General features: G+C 65.2%; 13 protein-coding genes. 8 read left to right on the forward strand and 5 right to left on the reverse strand.

Going from position 1 to position 15734, the window contains the following annotated elements; all coding sequences use genetic code 11:
* Positions 1 to 41: 41 nt before the first annotated feature.
* The 5 genes from QX070_RS28875 to ugpB all read right to left on the reverse strand — a co-directional run bounded on the left by QX070_RS28875 (position 42) and on the right by ugpB (position 6275).
* Positions 42 to 944 (reverse strand): ABC transporter permease, encoded by a 903-nt coding sequence (locus tag QX070_RS28875; RefSeq protein WP_315740546.1) that lies wholly within the window; start codon positions 942 to 944, stop codon positions 42 to 44.
* The gene (locus QX070_RS28880) at positions 941 to 1954 is read right to left on the reverse strand and encodes an ABC transporter permease (protein ID WP_315740547.1); all 1014 of its coding nucleotides are present in this window, start codon (positions 1952 to 1954) and stop codon (positions 941 to 943) included. Before QX070_RS28880 ends, QX070_RS28875 begins: the two co-directional genes overlap by 4 nt.
* Positions 1955 to 2149: 195 nt before the next feature.
* Positions 2150 to 3772, reverse strand: coding sequence for an ABC transporter substrate-binding protein (locus tag QX070_RS28885; RefSeq protein ID WP_315740548.1), 1623 nt, complete (start codon positions 3770 to 3772; stop codon positions 2150 to 2152).
* Between the two features lie 224 nt (positions 3773 to 3996).
* Positions 3997 to 4947 (reverse strand): aminoglycoside 3'-phosphotransferase/choline kinase family protein, encoded by a 951-nt coding sequence (locus QX070_RS28890; RefSeq protein WP_315740549.1) that lies wholly within the window; start codon positions 4945 to 4947, stop codon positions 3997 to 3999.
* A gap of 2 nt (positions 4948 to 4949) precedes the next feature.
* The gene (ugpB, locus tag QX070_RS28895) at positions 4950 to 6275 is read right to left on the reverse strand and encodes a sn-glycerol-3-phosphate ABC transporter substrate-binding protein UgpB (RefSeq protein ID WP_315740550.1); all 1326 of its coding nucleotides are present in this window, start codon (positions 6273 to 6275) and stop codon (positions 4950 to 4952) included.
* A 519-nt stretch (positions 6276 to 6794) separates the two neighbouring features.
* On the opposite strand from ugpB, the gene QX070_RS28900 reads away from it, so the two are divergent.
* From QX070_RS28900 to QX070_RS28935, 8 genes are all read left to right on the forward strand, one after another.
* The gene (locus tag QX070_RS28900; RefSeq protein WP_409998914.1) at positions 6795 to 8780 is read left to right on the forward strand and encodes an ATP-binding protein; all 1986 of its coding nucleotides are present in this window, start codon (positions 6795 to 6797) and stop codon (positions 8778 to 8780) included.
* Entirely contained in the window at positions 8750 to 10495 is a 1746-nt protein-coding gene (locus tag QX070_RS28905) for a DUF3369 domain-containing protein (protein ID WP_315740551.1), read from the forward strand. Before QX070_RS28900 ends, QX070_RS28905 begins: the two co-directional genes overlap by 31 nt.
* Positions 10492 to 11235, forward strand: a complete 744-nt coding sequence (locus QX070_RS28910) for a response regulator (protein ID WP_315740552.1) — start codon at positions 10492 to 10494, stop codon at positions 11233 to 11235. The genes QX070_RS28905 and QX070_RS28910 overlap by 4 nt, the downstream gene beginning before the upstream one ends.
* A 231-nt stretch (positions 11236 to 11466) precedes the next feature.
* On the forward strand, positions 11467 to 12078 hold the full coding sequence (locus QX070_RS28915) for a sigma-70 family RNA polymerase sigma factor (RefSeq protein WP_315740553.1): 612 nt from the start codon (positions 11467 to 11469) through the stop codon (positions 12076 to 12078).
* Between the two features lie 365 nt (positions 12079 to 12443).
* Positions 12444 to 13850 carry a cytochrome ubiquinol oxidase subunit I gene (locus QX070_RS28920; RefSeq protein ID WP_315740554.1) on the forward strand — a complete coding sequence of 469 codons (1407 nt, stop codon included), beginning with the start codon at positions 12444 to 12446 and terminating at the stop codon, positions 13848 to 13850.
* Complete coding sequence (gene cydB, locus QX070_RS28925; protein ID WP_315740555.1) at positions 13847 to 14857, forward strand: cytochrome d ubiquinol oxidase subunit II; 1011 nt, start codon at positions 13847 to 13849, stop codon at positions 14855 to 14857. The genes QX070_RS28920 and cydB overlap by 4 nt, the downstream gene beginning before the upstream one ends.
* Complete coding sequence (locus QX070_RS28930; protein WP_315740556.1) at positions 14857 to 14982, forward strand: DUF2474 family protein; 126 nt, start codon at positions 14857 to 14859, stop codon at positions 14980 to 14982. The genes cydB and QX070_RS28930 overlap by 1 nt, the downstream gene beginning before the upstream one ends.
* A 109-nt stretch (positions 14983 to 15091) precedes the next feature.
* Entirely contained in the window at positions 15092 to 15685 is a 594-nt protein-coding gene (locus QX070_RS28935; protein ID WP_315740557.1) for a L,D-transpeptidase, read from the forward strand.
* Positions 15686 to 15734 lie beyond the last annotated feature (49 nt).

A 15734-nucleotide genomic window follows, 5' to 3' on the forward strand; every position in this document is an offset into this window, starting at 1 on the left:
GCCCGGCAATGACGGAGTCTCTTTGTGGCGCGCTCATCGCTTCACGTCCTGCGCTGCGGATCGACGATGTCGCGCAGGCCATCGCCGAGCAGGTTGAAGCAGAATACCGCGATCATCAGCGCAAGGCCCGGAAACAGCGCGATCCACCATTCGCCCGACACCATGAAGGAGGCACCCTCGGCGACCATGATGCCCCATTCCGCCGTCGGCGGCCGCACGCCGAGGCCGATGAACGACAGGCCTGCGGCATTGAGGATCGCGTAGCCCATCGTCAGCGACATCTGCACGATCATGATCGGCATGATGTTGGGCAGGATGTGGCCGAGCAGAATGCGCAGCTCGCTGTTGCCCGACAGCCGCGCCGCCTGAACGAAGCCGGCGTTGCGGCGGACATTGGCCTCGGCGCGCGCGACCCGCGCGTAAAGCGGGAAGTTCACGATGGCCGTGGCGATGATGATGTTCTGCACGGTGTTGCCGAGCGCGGCGACGATGCCCATCGCCAGCACGAACAGCGGGAACGCCATGATGGTGTCGGCGATGCGGCCGACGATGCGGTCGGTCCAGCCGCCGAAGAAACCGGCGGCGACGCCGGCAAGTCCGCCCATGAAGAACACCAGCGCCACCGAGGCGACCGCGATGAAGGTGTCGAGCCGGGTCGCGACCACGACGCGGCTGAAGATGTCGCGGCCGAGCTGGTCGGTGCCGAACCAGTGCGCCGCCGACGGCGGCTTCAGCGCCGACGCCGTGTCGCTGGCGAGCGGATCATACGGCACGATCCACGGACCGAAGACCGCGGCGAACAGGATCACGACCAGGAGGCCGAAGGCGAAGCCCGTGACCTTGTTCTCGGCCAGCACATAGCGCGTGTGCCCGATCAGGGCTGACAGTCCCGACATTCGCGAGGGAACGGTGGCAGGCTCAATGGTCGGCGCGACGGTGCTCATCCTTCCAGCCTCACACGGGGATCGATGACGCCATAGAGAATGTCGATGACGAGGTTCAGGACGACGTACATCACAGCCATCGTCAGCACGAAGCCCTGCACCGGCGCGAAGTCGGAGGCAATCAGCGCCTCGACCGCGTAGGAGCCGATGCCGGGCCAGGCAAACACCTTCTCCACCAGCACATTGGCGCCGAGCAGGAAGGAGAACACCATCGACAGCGTCGTGATGACCGGCAGCATGGCGTTGCGGAACGCATAGGTCACGGTGACCGTCGCGGGCGACAGGCCCGAGGCGCGCGCCGTGCGCACGAATTCCGACGACAGCACCGACAGCATCGAGGCGCGCGTCATGCGCGCGATCGGCGCCAGCGAGAAGATCGCGAGCGTGGCGGCGGGCAGGATCAGCTGACTCAGCGCCGAGCGAAACGCCTCACCGTCACGCGCGATCAGCGTATCGATGAGGTAGAAGCCGGTCACGGGGTCCGGCGCGCTATAAAACACGTCGAGCCGGCCGAGCGGCGCCGGTGACCAGCCGAGCCGGAAATAGAACACGTACACCAGCACCAGCCCGGTGAAGAACACCGGCAGCGAAACGCCCGCTGTCGTGACGACGCGGCAGGTATGGTCGATCCACGACCCCGGCCGCGTCGCCGCGAGCACGCCGAGCGGCAGCGCGATCGCGACCGAAACCAACAGACCGAGCAAGGTCAGCTCGGCCGAGGCCGGCAGGCGGTTGCGGATCTCGCTGGCGACCGGCTGCCCTGTGGTCAGCGAACTCCCTAGATCGCCATGGGCGAGATCGACGGTGTAGCGGAAGAACTGCTCGACCAGCGGCTTGTCGAAGCCGAGCTTCTTACGGATCTGCTCGACGGCCTCTTTGGTCGCCGCAGGGCCGGCGAAATACGCCGCGGGATCGCCGGGCAGCGCACGCGTGAGCAGGAAGGTGACGATCACGACGCCGATCAGGGAGGGAATCGCGAAGGCGAGGCGCTTGGCGATAAGGCTCAGCATGGGCAGCCCCCCGCCCGAATTGGCCCAGATCCCACAGCACGGCGCAGTCTGCTCCCTCCCCCCTTGTGGAGGAGGGTTGGGGAGGGGGGTAAGCCGCGGCGGCAGTGGGTGCGGCTACCCCCCTCCCTGCCCCTCCTCCACAAGGGGGGAGGGAATGAGAGAGCTGGGCTCACACCACCAAGGTCACCCACGTCCTCACCCCTTCACCAGAGCCCGATAGTCGAGCCGGCGGTGGAACCAGTACTGATAGCCGGAGATGTTCTTCTGCATCGCGACGTTGACGAACGGCTGATATAGCGGAATGCGCGGCACCTCGGCGAAGGCGAGATCGACGAAGCCTTTCACGTCGGCGTCGTACGTGGCCTTGTCCCCGGTCGCGGCGGCGTCGCGCGCACCGTTGATGAGCTTGTCCATCTCGGGCGACTTGTAGCTCATCGTGTTGAACACGGAATTGTTGCCGTGATAGCACCAGTAGAAAAAGTACTCGGGGTAATCGAGCCAACCGGAGAAGATGTTGGTGAAGAGCGGCATCTCCTTCTTGTTCAGCTCGGTGCGCCAGTTGGCGCCGGGTACCTTGTTGATGGTGGTCTTGATGCCGAGCCGGGCGAGGCTCTCCTGCACGAGCACGCATAGCGGCTCGTTGACCTGCGCGAAATTGAGGTCGAACGAGATCGTGGTCTCGAAGCCGTTGGGGTAGCCGGCTTCTGCCAGCAGCGCCTTGGCCTTCTCCATGTCGGTGACATACTTCGTCGGCTGCGGCCACGCCACCTCGGTCGCCTTGTCGGACGGCGCACCGAACATCGGATTGGCAAGGCCGAACATCACGGCGTCGATGATCTTCTGATAGGGCATCGCATAGGCGAGCGCCTGCCGAACCTTGGGATTGTCGAACGGCGGCTTGGTCACGTTCATGCCGACATACTGGATGCCGTTGGAGATCGGCAGCGAGATCACGGTGTGCTTGCCGTTCGACTTCATCTCCTGGAAGTCCTTGTTCGGCAGCTCATAGGAGATGTCGGCGTCGCCACGCTCAAGCAGCGCGCGGCGGTTGCCGGCCTGCGGCACCATGCGCCAGATCACGCGCTTGATCTTCGGCAGCGGACCGCACACCCAGTCATCGTTGCGCTCCATGATCACTTCGGTACCGGCGGTCCACTTCGTCACCTTGTAGGCGCCGGAGCCCGCGGTCTGCTGCTTGGTATATTCGAGCCCCCATGGGTCTTTGTCGGTCGCGTTCTTCTTCACGAGCTCCGAGTTGACCACGCAGGGTACGATGACGGCGAGATCGGGGATCGTCAGCCGGTCCTTCTTCAGGAAGTCGACGCGCACGGTGTGGTCATCGACGATGACGAACTGCTCCGGCTTGGTCAGCGAGCCCGCGCTCATCTGGAAGGTCGGGAAGCCACCGACGCTGACGGCGCGATCGAGCGACCACTTCACGTCCTTGGCCGTGACCGGCGTGCCGTCGTGGAATTTGGCGTTCTTGCGCAGCTTGAAGGTCGCCGACATGTCGCCGATGGTCATGTCCTCGGCGAGCTCGGGCTTGAACTTGTCGCGGTCATAGTACGGCACCCCGCCGGGGCCGCTCTTCATCTCGTGGCTGATCAGGCGATCATAGCAGTTCCAGGACACCTCGTAGCCCGGTACGTTGGTGCCGACGCCGTGGATGTCGAGGTTGTTGGGACCGCCTTCGGACACGATCAGCAGCGTCTCGGACCGCGCATCGGCCTTGGCGGAAGACATGATGGCCGGCGCCATTGGCAGCGCGGCCCCCGCAGCCAGACCGGACACGGATTTCAGAAAATCGCGACGCTTCATCAAATGCTCCCGAGAATAACGACTGTCGGGAACAGTGATCGCAAGCTTCGTGCCAAGCCCGGCCGAAAGCTAAGCTATTGAAATATCGACGCGCCTTCACCGAGTGGCACAGCTCGATGCCCCCTATTGCATACAAAGCTGCATATTTGCTGCATTTATAACCACCTCAAATAGCCTGCGACAGATTTACGCAACGCCTGTTGGACCGCCGCCCCGGTTGGGGATCACTCCGGCCAGATCAGCGCCTGCAGCTCGTCGAAGTCGCGGACCTTGGCCGGCCAATCCGGAATGCAGATGTGGCGAACGGGATCGCTCGCCTGGTGCAGTAGCATCAAGGCGAGCAGCCGTCGCTTCAACTGCCAGTTGATGTCCTCCAGGGCAAATCCGTAACCATCGAACAAGGCACGCACGCGCCCGGGCTGACCCGCTGCCATGAAGGCGCTCGGCCCGAGCAGATCATATTCGCCAAGACCGGTCATGACGTCTCCGAAGTCGAACAGCCCGCTCAGCTGCCAGCCATCACCGCTGCGCGTGACGAGGAAATTCTCCGGAATGTATTCACCGGTCAGGATGACCGGCGGCGGATCCTTCGGCAGCAGTGCTGCGGCCTCGCGCAGGAGATCGTCCAGCCCGGCGAGCAGCGTCGGCGGCAAGCCGAGCCTCTGATGGCGTGCATGACATCCGGCCATCTGCATCCTCAAAAAATCCGACCAGCGCGGACCGAGCGCGAGCAGCTCGCCAGGCGGGACCCGCTGCACGGCGGCGATCAGACGACCGACCTGCCTGAGCAAGAGCTGCTTGTCCTGCTCCTGTAGTTGCCGCCAGACATCCGAAGCAGGCATGCCGCCGAGCCTGGTCATGATCAGATAGCACCAGCCGTCGCGCTCCCCCTCATGGCGCAGGTCGGGGGTACGGACGTCGCCGACGCCACCGGCGAGCACGCGCAAGGCCGCCCGCTCGAACTGAAACTTGCCGCGATGAAACGGCGGGAAGACTTTCAGGATCAGTCCGTCGTTCAGCGCGAGAACCAGATTGGTGCCCGCCGCGAACGGCGCCAGCCGCGCGTCGTCGTAGCCATGGTCGCGCGCAATATCGCGTGCAGCCGGCAGCCAGCGCGTCGCGTCGGCACGGAGGCGCCGGAGCTGCGCGCTATCGGCGACCGGTGGCAAAGCCATTTTCAGCGATCCGGGCTCGCGCGCTCGAACTGGCGCAGCAGACGGTTGCCGCGGTCGACGGCCGCATCGATCGCCGCCTGCGCCGGCTTGCGGCCGCTGAAGGCCTGCTCCATCTCGTCCTCGATGGCATCACGGATCAGCACGAACGAGCCCAGCCGCAGGCCGCGCGAATTCTCCGTGGGAGGATTGAGCGTCACCTGCTCGATCGAGATCGCTGCTCCCGGATTACGGTCGTAGAAGCCCTGCGCGCGCGTCAGATCGAATGCCGCCTGCGTAATCGGCAGATAGCCCGTATTCTGGTGCCAGGCGGCCTGAACATCGGGCCGCGACAGATAGGCGAAGAACCTGGCGACGCCCTTGTACTCGGCCGCGGGACGGTCACGCAGCACCCACAGCGTCGCGCCGCCTATGATCGAATTCTGTGGCGCGCCCGCAACGTCAGGCCAGTACGGCATCATGCCGTAGCCGACCTCGAACTTCGAATTCGCCTTGATGTCGGCGCGCGTCGCCGAGGAGCCGATGAAGATGCCGCACTCGCCCTTCTGGAAACGCGGCTCGGCTGCCTGGCCGCGGCCGCCATAGTCGAAGACCTTGCTCTTCTGCCATTCCGCAAGCTGGGCGATGTGCCGCGTGACCTGCGGATTGTTGAACGTCAGCACGGCGTCCAGTCCGGCAAAGCCGTTGGCGCGGGTGGCGATCGGCAGATTGTGGAAGGCCGAGAAATTCTCCACGTTGATCCAGGCCGGCCATGACGTCGTGAAGCCGCAGGCGACGCCGTTGTCGCGCAGCCGCCGGGCAGCCTTGCCGAGCTCGGGCCAGGTCTTCGGCGCCGCGCCCGGATCCAGCCCGGCGGCGCGAAACTGATCCTTGTTGTAGTAGAGGATCGGTGTGGAGGCGTTGAACGGAAACGACAGCATGTTGCCGTCGGCGTCGGCATAGGTGCCGGCGATCGCGGGCAGATAGGCCGACGGCGAAAAGCTCTCCTGCTCGTCGCGCATCAACTCGTAGACGGGGTAGATCGCGCCCTTCGCCGCCGTCATCGTCGCGGTCGCGATCTCGTTGACCTGCACGATGGCCGGCTGGCTGCGCGAGCGGAACGCGAAGATGGCCGCCGTCACGGTCTCGGTATAGCTGCCCTTGTAGCTCGGCACGATGCGATAGTCGGACTGTGACGCATTGAAGTCGGCGGCCAGTCTGTCGACCTGCCTGCCGAGCTCACCCGACATCGCATGCCACCACATGATCTCGGTCGCGGCCTGGGCCGTGCTTGCGCAAACAACCGTCCAGAGCAGGATTGCAGACGAAACAGAGCGTAAGGGGACCGTCAACGGGAGCCAACTCCAATTCGATGAATGAATCTGCCCGGGCTGAGATCGCAATCGGACCGAAAATGGGGCCCAACAACCCAAGGCTGCAATAGCCTATCAACAAACCATTGACGCGTATCGCTTTGACGTCAGAATGGCCTTATAGCACCTGTTCGGGAGTGCATTGAACCTTTTCATGTCCGGGCCGACCTCATCATCAGGGGGAAGAGTGTTGCCTGTGTACCGCGCCCATCTTTCGTCGATCTCGAGAGTGGACGTCACGCCGGTGCTGATGCGCGCTGAGGCGGGCGCGCGGTACCGCTCGTCCCTTTCACGCCCGTCATGCTCGGCGGCGCGACTGGCTGCGCCGCAGCATACAAGCGCGGCAGAGCGCGGCAGAGCGGACGCAGGCAGGCTCCGCACGACCGGCCCGAGGTAGCGATCGTGGCGCGATCCGAGCAGCGGAAATCCGTCGCGCGGCCGCTCAGTCTGGCGGTCCTGGGGCGGGCACGGATCGTTCGCGCGCTGCGGGCGGTTCCGATCCGCTGGCGGATCCTCTCGATCGCCGCGCTCAACTCGGCTGTCGTGATCGTGCTGGCGGCGCTGATCTGGAACGGCGCGACGGTGCTGGGCACAGCCTGGGACGACGTTCGCCAGGTCCGGGAATCCGACAAGGTGCTGGCCCTGCTCGAAAGCGAGACGAGCCGGCTGCAGAACCTCATTCATCGCTACATCAATCAGCCGAGCCCGGAGCTGTTCGCCGAGATCCTGCTGCTGCGCGAGGCCGTGCTCGGGACGCTCACGACGCGCGCCTCGACCGACCCGATGCTGTCGGGGTCGGTCGAGGAGCTGGAGCGCGTCACCGTGCGTTTCCTGGACGGCTTCGGCGAGTTGCGCAGTCTGCAGGCGACGATCTCCAAGACCTATGAGGAAGAGGTTCTCGGCCCCGCCCGCGACATCGCCGGGCTCTATTCGGTGATCGAAGGCGCGACCGGCCATCGCGACGCGCAGATCTGGCCCTCGCTCGGCAAGTCGCGCGAGGCCTTCACCGCGATGCTGGTCGCGGCCAATTCCTACTATCTGTCGCTCGCGCCCGCCTCCGCCGACGACGCGCGCCGCAACACGGAGACGATCGAGAAGACCATCCCGGTGATGTCGAGTCTTGCGGACAATGATCTGCAGCGGCTCGCGCTGCAGCGACTGTCAGCCCGGACCGCGGCGCTGCGCGCAGGATTCTCCAAGCTCACCGATCAGCTCACCAACCGCACCGAACTGCTGCGCAACACCATCGATGCGAGCCAGGCCGAAACCATCGGCGCCATCGACGGCCTGTCGGTGAAGATGCGCCAGCACGAGCAGAAGGCGCAGGCGACTTTCGATCGGACGTTGAAGGACATCTCCCGTCGCGTCCTCTCGATCGCCGTGATCTTCCTGGGAGTCATCCTGTCCGCCGGGGTGCTGATCGCCTTGTCGATCAGGCTGCCGTTGCAGCAGATCATGGCCTCGATGCGCGCGATCATGCTGGGCGACTACGACCGCGAGGTCCAGGGCACCGAGGCGCGTGACGAGGTCGGCGCGATGGCCCGCGCCGTCGAGACCTTCCGCGAGAACGCGATCGCCAAGCGCAAGACCGAGGACGAGCTCCGCGCCGCGAAGGAAAAGGCCGAGAGCGCGCTGCTCGAACTCAACGCCGCGCAGCGCAACCTGATCGATGCCGAGCGGCTGGCGGCGCTGGGCGGGCTCGTCGCCGGCGTCGCACATGAGGTGAACAACCCGATCGGCATCAGCCTGACGGTGGCCTCCAGCTTCGCGCGCCGGGTCGAGATGTTCGAGGCCGCACTGCGGTCGCCCGAAGGCGGCCTGCGCCGGTCGCAGTTGGAGGAGTTCGTGCGCTCCTCGCGCGATGCATCCGAGCAGCTGGTCGCCAATCTGCAGCGCGCCGGCGAGCTGATCCAATCGTTCAAGCAGGTCGCGGTCGACCGCTCCCACGCGGAGCGACGGACCTTCGTCCTGAGCGAGGCGACCGATCAGATCATCACCAGCCTCAAGCCGGTGCTCAAGCGCGCGCCGATCACGCTTGCGGTCGACGTCCCCGAGGGACTTTTCATCGATGGCTATCCCGGGTTCTACGGTCAGATCCTCACCAACCTGTTCCTCAACGCCGTCAATCATGCCTTTGTCGACGGACGCGCGGGCACCATCTCGATTACGGCGCGGCCGCGCGGCGCGGATGACATCGAGATCATTTTCGCCGATAACGGGGCCGGCATGACCCCCGACGTCCAGCGTCAGGCCTTCGATCCGTTCTTCACGACACGCCGCAACGAAGGGGGAACGGGGCTCGGGCTGCATATCGTCTACAATCTGGTGACGCAGCAGCTCGGCGGCCGCATGATGCTGGAATCCCGCGAGGGACAAGGCACCACCTTTCGGATTATCATGCCGCGGGTCGCCAAGGGCGGCGCCGAGACAGCAATGGGCGACGGAACGACGCAATGGCCGAACAGGACGATGTCCTCCAACTGATCGAGGATGCCGGTTTCGACGAGGATGACGGTTCGGCTCGGAAATGGAAGATCGCCGTCATCGACGACGACCATGCCGTGCACGAGGGCACCCGCTTTGCGCTGTCGGATTACAGCCTGAACGGCCAGGGGCTCGAAATCCTGTCCGCCTATTCGGCGGCCGAAGGCCGCGCGCTGATGCGGGAGCACACCGACATCGCGGCCGTGCTGCTCGACGTCATCATGGAGACCGACGTCGCCGGGCTCGAGCTCGTCGAATACATCCGCAACGAGATCAAGAACGAGACCGTCCGCATCATCCTCCGCACCGGACAGCCGGGTCAGGCGCCGGAGCGGCGCGTCATCGTCCAGTACGACATCAACGACTACAAGGCCAAGACGGAGCTCACCGCCGACAAGCTGTTCACCTCGCTGACGGCGGCGCTGCGCAGCTACCAGCAGCTCGAGCGCATGGTACAGACCCGCCGCGGCCTTGAGATCATCATCGACGCCGCCTCGACGCTGTACGACTTCAAGTCGATGCAGCGGCTGGCCGAGGGCGTGCTGACCCAGATCGCTTCGCTGCTGAACGTGGATTGCGCAGGCATCCTGGTGCTGCGCGACGACGGCAGCCAGACCGACGATTTTTCGGTGCTGGCCGGCTCCGGCTGCTACAGCCGCTTCTCCGGCGCCGTCACCTCGCGCTCGCTCGATCCGGATCTGCGCGACATGGTGGAGGCCGCCTTCAGGCAGCGCAGCAACGAATTTGCCGACCATCGCACCGTGCTCTATGTCCGCACTGGCTCGGGGCGCGAGGTCGTGGTGCTGCTGCAGGCGGAGCGGCCGCTGTCCGAGACCGATCGCTCGCTGGTCGAGATCTTCTCCAGCCGGCTGTCGATCGCCTTCGACAACGTGATCCTCTATCAGCAGCTGCATGAGGCCAACACCCAGCTTGAGGACCGCGTCGCCCAGCGCACCCGCGCGCTGATGCAGGCCAACCGGCGGCTGTCGGCGCAATGGCTGCGGCTGCAGCGCGCCAACGGCTTCAAGAACGAGATTTTGGGCACCGTCGCCCACGACCTGAAGAATCCGCTCGGCGTCATCCTCGGCCGCACGGAAATGCTGACCGAGCTGATCGCGACCGGCGCCTCCGCCGACGGCATCACCAGCCAGGTCGGACATATCCGCGATGCCGCCAAGCGGCTGACCTCGATGGTCGACCATCTGATCTCGGATGCGATGGCCGACGCCTTCGACATCACCATCCGCCGTGAGCCGGTCGACATCGCAGCCCTGGTCCACGAGGTGGTCGAGGCCAACCAGCCGCTCGCGCTCAACAAGCAGCAGGTCATTGCCGTGTCGGCGCCGCCGCATCTGTCGACCATGTGCGACATCGACCGGATCCGCGAGGCGATCGACAACCTCCTGAGCAACGCGATCAAGTACAGCCCGATCGGCGGCAGGATCACCGTGAATGCCGCCGATGACGGCGACAACACCATCATCGGCGTCACCGACCAGGGCGCCGGGCTGTCGCCGGAGGATCTCGGCCGCCTGTTCGGCCGGTTCCAGCGGCTGTCGGCCAAGCCGACCGCCGGCGAGAGCTCGACCGGGCTCGGCCTGTCGATTGTCAAACGCATCGTCGACATGCATGGTGGCGAGGTGACGGCCAGGAGCGATGGGCCGGGATCCGGATCGACCTTCACGATCACACTGCCGGCGGCCGAATTGTCATGAGTCAGAGCCAGCACATCATCATCGTCGACGACGAGGCCCCTGCCCGCGAAATGGTGGGTGATTACCTCAAGATGCACGGCTTCGCGGTGACGCTGTGCGACGGCGGCAAGAGCCTGCGCAGCGCCATCGAGACCGGCCCGGCAGATCTCGTCGTGCTCGACCTCAACATGCCCGAAGAGGACGGCCTTTCGATCATCCGCGATCTCAAGGGCCGCACCAATATCCCGGTGATCATGCTGACCGCCACCGCCAGCCCGATCGACCGGGTGGTGGGGCTCGAGCTCGGGGCCGACGATTACGTCGCCAAACCGTGCGAATTGCGCGAATTGATGGCCCGGATCCGCTCCGTGCTGCGCCGCAGCGGGCCGGCCAAGACTGCGGCGGCCGCTACGGACTCCGCTCCCGCCCAGGCGAAGGACCCGCAATTGGTGCGGTTCGGCACCAAATGGCTCGATCTCGATGCCCAGGCGCTGCGGGATGATGAGGGCAACGAGCACCCGCTGACGGCGTCCGAATTCGGCCTGCTCAAAGTGTTCGCCGCCAACCCGAAGCGGGTGCTGTCGCGCGAACGGCTGCTCGAGCTGGCGAATGCCCGCGATGCCGAGGCATTCGACCGCGCCGTGGACCTGAGAATCATGCGAATCCGCCGCAAGATCGAGCCGGATCCGACCAAGCCGGCGGTGATCCGTACCATCCGCGGCGGCGGCTACCTGTTCTCGCCGGCGGGCGAGAAGGCCTGAGGACGGCCGGTCGGCGGCGGTGGAAGCGGCCTCTGCTTCCACATCCAGTTCCGTATCTTGGAATAGGGCACAATTCCGCCACGAGTGTTTCGCGATGTGCGCCGCGACGAAACATTTCCGCAGGCGCACGAAACCATTTTCCTGTTTTCGTGCAGACGTCCCGAAACGGGCGCTCCTTAACAATCCCTCCCGTCGAAACGCCGCAAGGGGGCGGCGGAACGGGAGAGTGCCATGCAGAACGTCGTTGCCATCAATTCCGCAGCCAGCCAGGGCATCATCGCAGCCCAGGCGACCACGGACGGCATGCTCCTGGAGAGCATTGCCGATGGCGATCGCACCGCGATGCACACGCTTTATGCGCGCCACAATGTGCGGGTCTATCGCTTCATCCTGCGCATCGTCCGCGACACCACGATCGCCGAGGACCTCGTCAGCCAGGTGTTCCTGGACGTCTGGCGCACCGCCAGGCAGTTCGAGGGCCGCTCGCAGGTCTCGACCTGGCTGCTGTCGATCGCCCGCTTCAAGGCGTTGACCGCGCTGCGCCAGCGCCGCTTCGAGGACATCGACCAGGACGAGGTGCGCGAGATCGCCGACGACTCCGACACGCCGGAGACCTCGCTCGAGCGCTCCACCACCAGCGCCATCCTGCGCGCCTGCGTCGCCAAGCTGTCGCCGGCCCATCGCGAGATCATCACCCTGATCTACTACCACGAGAAGTCGGTGGAGGAGGTCGGGCAGATCATCGGCATTCCGCAGAGCACGGTGAAGACGCGCATGTTCTATGCCCGCAAGCACCTCGCCGAACTCCTGCGCTGTGCCGGCGTCCACAGCCTCGCCGCCTGACCAAGGTTCATTCTCGTCGGGGCTGATGTCCCGACGGGTTCCAAAGACGACGCACGAAAATCACCGAACGAAACAATTGAAACAATCGGCGAAATCACCTGGAAAATTTCGGCCGCTAGAACGTTATCCATCGACCGAGCCTCAGTCCCCCAGCTGATCTCGGTTTCGAGCGAGCAAATTCAAGGATAACCTCCACCTCCCAAGGTTGCTCCGAAGACCCGGCGGATGCCCCCGCCGGGTCTTCGTCGTTTATGGACCTGCAGCGCCGCCTTGGTCGATTTGACCATTTGATATCGCGCGTTGCCGGTGCAATCTTCCGTCATGGGGCGATGCGACAAGCCCCGTGGCAATGACGGACGGTGCTGATGTTCGGTTTGGATGCGGTTGAGCTGGCGCGCGCGCAGTTCGCCTTCACGGTCACCTTCCACATCATCTTCCCCGCCTTCTCGATCGGGCTCGCGTCCTACCTCGCCGTGCTCGAGGCGCTGTGGCTGTGGACCGGGCGCGACGTCTATCTCAACGTCTTCAATTACTGGCTCAAGATCTTCGCCATTACCTTCGCCATGGGCGTCGTCTCCGGCATCGTGATGTCCTACCAGTTCGGCACCAACTGGTCGGTGTATTCCGACAAGGTCGGACCGGTGATCGGCCCGCTGATGGCCTATGAGGTGCTGACCGCGTTCTTTCTCGAGGCCGGCTTTCTCGGCGTCATGCTGTTCGGCCTCAGGCGGGTCGGCCCGAAGCTGCATTTCCTGGCCACTCTGATGGTCGCGGTCGGCACCCTGATTTCGGCGTTCTGGATCCTCTCCGCCAATTCCTGGATGCAGACGCCCGCCGGCTACGCCGTCAACGCCGACGGCCAGTTCGTCTCGGTCGACTGGCTCAAGGTGATCTTCAATCCGTCCTTCCCCTATCGCCTCGTGCACATGGTGCTGGCGGCGTATCTGACGACCTCGCTCGTGGTCGGCGCCGTCGGCGCCTGGCATCTGCTGCGCAATCCGCACCTGCCGGGCCCGCGCGTGATGTTCTCGATGGCGATGTGGATGGCGGCGCTAGTGGCGCCGCTGCAAATCCTGGTCGGCGACCAGCATGGCCTCAACACGCTCGAGCACCAGCCGGTGAAGATCATGGCCATGGAAGGCCATTTCGAGAGCCACAAGGACGGCGCGCCGCTGTATCTGTTCGGCTGGCCGGACCAGGCCAAGGGCGAGCTGACATGGGCGCTCGGGATCCCTAAGTTCGGCTCGCTGATCCTCAAGCACCAGATCGACGCACCGATGGCCGGCCTCGACACCGTGCCGCGGCAGGACTGGCCGCCGGTGGCGATCACCTTCTGGTCGTTCCGCATCATGGTCGGCCTGGGGCTGTTGATACTGGCGCTCGGCCTGTTCAGCCTGTGGGAGCGCTGGCGCGACCGGCTGTACATCAATCGCGGCCTGCACCGCTTCGCGATTGCGATGGGACCAGCGGGATTCATTGCCGTCATGGCCGGCTGGATCACCACCGAGACCGGCCGGCAGCCGTTCACCGTGTACGGGCTGCTGCGCACCACCGATTCCGTTTCCCCGCTCGCGGCCCCGGCCGTGGGTGCCTCGCTGCTCGCCTTCATCATCGTGTATTTCATCATCTTCGCCGCCGGCGTGCTGTACATCCTGCGCCTGATGGCCGAGCCGCCGCATCCCGGTGAGCCGGGCCCGAGCAGCGAGCAGCCGGTCCGCACGGCCGGCATCACGCCGGCCGCGGGCGTCGTGCAGGGAGCCGTCGGATCATGAGCGTTGCCGTCGATCTCGCGACCCTCTGGGCCTTCATCATCGCGCTCGCCGTCTTCATCTACGTCGTGATGGACGGCTTCGATCTCGGGCTCGGCATCCTGTTTCCGCTGTTCCCGGGCAAGCAGGACCGCGACGTCATCACCAACACGGTGGCGCCGGTGTGGGACGGCAACGAGACCTGGCTGGTGCTCGGCGGCGGCGGCCTGATGGCCGCCTTCCCGCTCGCTTATGCGATCCTGATGCCCGCGCTGTATGCGCCGCTGATCGCGATGCTGGTTGGGCTGATCTTCCGCGGCGTCGCCTTCGAATTCCGCTGGCGCACCCGCGCGCAGCGCAATCTGTGGGACCTCGCCTTCGCCGGCGGCTCCTGGGTCGCGGCGCTGGCGCAGGGCATCGCGCTCGGCGCCATTCTGCAGGGCGTGCATGTCGAGGGCCGGCACTATGCCGGCGGCTGGTGGGACTGGCTGACGCCGTTCAGCATCCTCACCGGCGTCTCGCTCGTGGTCGGCTACGCGCTGCTCGGCGCGACCTGGCTGATCCTGAAGACAGAGGGCGACCTGCGCGACAAGGCGTATCGCATCAGCTGGGTCCTGCTGTTCGCGATGCTGCTCGCCATTGCCGCCGTCAGCCTGTGGACGCCGCTGCTCACCATTCAATATTCGGACCGCTGGTTCAGGTGGCCGGCGATCATTCTCACCGCGCCGGTGCCGCTCGCCGTCGTCGGCGTCACCGTGCTGATGATGAAGAACCTCGCCCAGAAGCACGATAGCTGGCCGTTCTTCCTCGCGCTGGCGCTGTTCCTGCTGTCCTATGCCGGCCTCGGCATCAGCATGTACCCCTACATCGTGCCGCAGAGCATCACGATCTGGCAGGCGGCGGCGCCGGAGCGCAGCCAACTGATCATGCTGCCGGGCGTGCTCGTGCTGGTGCCGCTGATTCTCGGCTACACCGGCTGGGCCTATTGGGTGTTTCGCGGCAAGGTCGGGCACGACAGCGGCTATCATTGATGCCGTCCGAGCAGCCTACTCCGCTCGCGAAGCGCCTCGCCTGGTTCGTCGTGCTGTGGCTCGCCGGCGTGGCGGCCGTCGGCACCGTCGCCTTCCTGCTGCGGCTCTGGATGAAGCTTGGATGACGGCGGGCGTCCCGCGCTCACCTTGACTTTGCTGCGAATATGCCCCTGAAATTTGGCGGGTGATTTTAATCGGGCGAGCTTCGCAGGGGTCCGTTGAGGAGAGCTTTGAATGCCGAGTTTCCGTCGCCTGCTGTGTACCACCAGCGCCATCATCGCGCTGGCGCTGTCTACGTCGCACAGTTTCGCCCAATCCGAGGATCCCGGTGATCAGCCCGGCCTCGTCGCCGATGACGGCTACGAGCTCGATCCCGAATGGCGCAAGCAGGTGGTGTATTTCCGCACCACCGAGCCGCCAGGCACGATCATCGTGTCCACCGCCGAACGCCACCTCTATCTGGTGCAGCCGGGCGGCCGCGCCATCCGCTACGGCATCGGCGTCGGCCGTGACGGCTTCCAGTGGCAGGGGCTGCTGTCGATCACCAAGAAGGCCGAGTGGCCGGATTGGACGCCGCCGCCGGAGATGATCCAGCGCCAGCCCTATCTGCCGCGCTTCATGGCCGGCGGCCCCGGCAATCCCTTGGGCGCGCGTGCGATGTATCTGGGCACCACCGTGTACCGCATCCACGGCACCAATCAGCCCTGGACCATCGGCAGCAAGATTTCCTCCGGCTGCTTCCGGCTGGTGAATGCCGATGTCGCCGATCTCTATGACCGCGTGCCGGTCGGCACCAAGATCGTGGTGCGGCAGAAGCCGGAACTGTGACGGCGGCGCCCGCCGCCGGACGTTCAGCCTTCGCTTCATCCTGACATTT

This window comes from Bradyrhizobium sp. SZCCHNR1093, from assembly GCF_032381175.1.
Taxonomy (GTDB): domain Bacteria; phylum Pseudomonadota; class Alphaproteobacteria; order Rhizobiales; family Xanthobacteraceae; genus Bradyrhizobium.

Excerpts from the sequence above, each read along its gene's own strand:
- QX070_RS28935 (WP_315740557.1), top strand. The coding sequence starts at position 15,092 with ATGCCGAGTTTCCGTCGCCTGCTGTGTACCACCAGCGCCATCATCGCG.
- QX070_RS28915 (WP_315740553.1), top strand. The coding sequence starts at position 11,467 with ATGCAGAACGTCGTTGCCATCAATTCCGCAGCCAGCCAGGGCATCATC.
- QX070_RS28930 (WP_315740556.1), top strand. The coding sequence starts at position 14,857 with ATGCCGTCCGAGCAGCCTACTCCGCTCGCGAAGCGCCTCGCCTGGTTC.
- cydB (WP_315740555.1), top strand. The coding sequence starts at position 13,847 with ATGAGCGTTGCCGTCGATCTCGCGACCCTCTGGGCCTTCATCATCGCG.
- QX070_RS28920 (WP_315740554.1), top strand. The coding sequence starts at position 12,444 with ATGTTCGGTTTGGATGCGGTTGAGCTGGCGCGCGCGCAGTTCGCCTTC.
- QX070_RS28890 (WP_315740549.1), bottom strand. The coding sequence starts at position 4,947 with ATGGCTTTGCCACCGGTCGCCGATAGCGCGCAGCTCCGGCGCCTCCGT.
- QX070_RS28885 (WP_315740548.1), bottom strand. The coding sequence starts at position 3,772 with ATGAAGCGTCGCGATTTTCTGAAATCCGTGTCCGGTCTGGCTGCGGGG.
- QX070_RS28875 (WP_315740546.1), bottom strand. The coding sequence starts at position 944 with ATGAGCACCGTCGCGCCGACCATTGAGCCTGCCACCGTTCCCTCGCGA.
- QX070_RS28905 (WP_315740551.1), top strand. The coding sequence starts at position 8,750 with ATGGCCGAACAGGACGATGTCCTCCAACTGATCGAGGATGCCGGTTTC.
- QX070_RS28910 (WP_315740552.1), top strand. The coding sequence starts at position 10,492 with ATGAGTCAGAGCCAGCACATCATCATCGTCGACGACGAGGCCCCTGCC.
- QX070_RS28880 (WP_315740547.1), bottom strand. The coding sequence starts at position 1,954 with ATGCTGAGCCTTATCGCCAAGCGCCTCGCCTTCGCGATTCCCTCCCTG.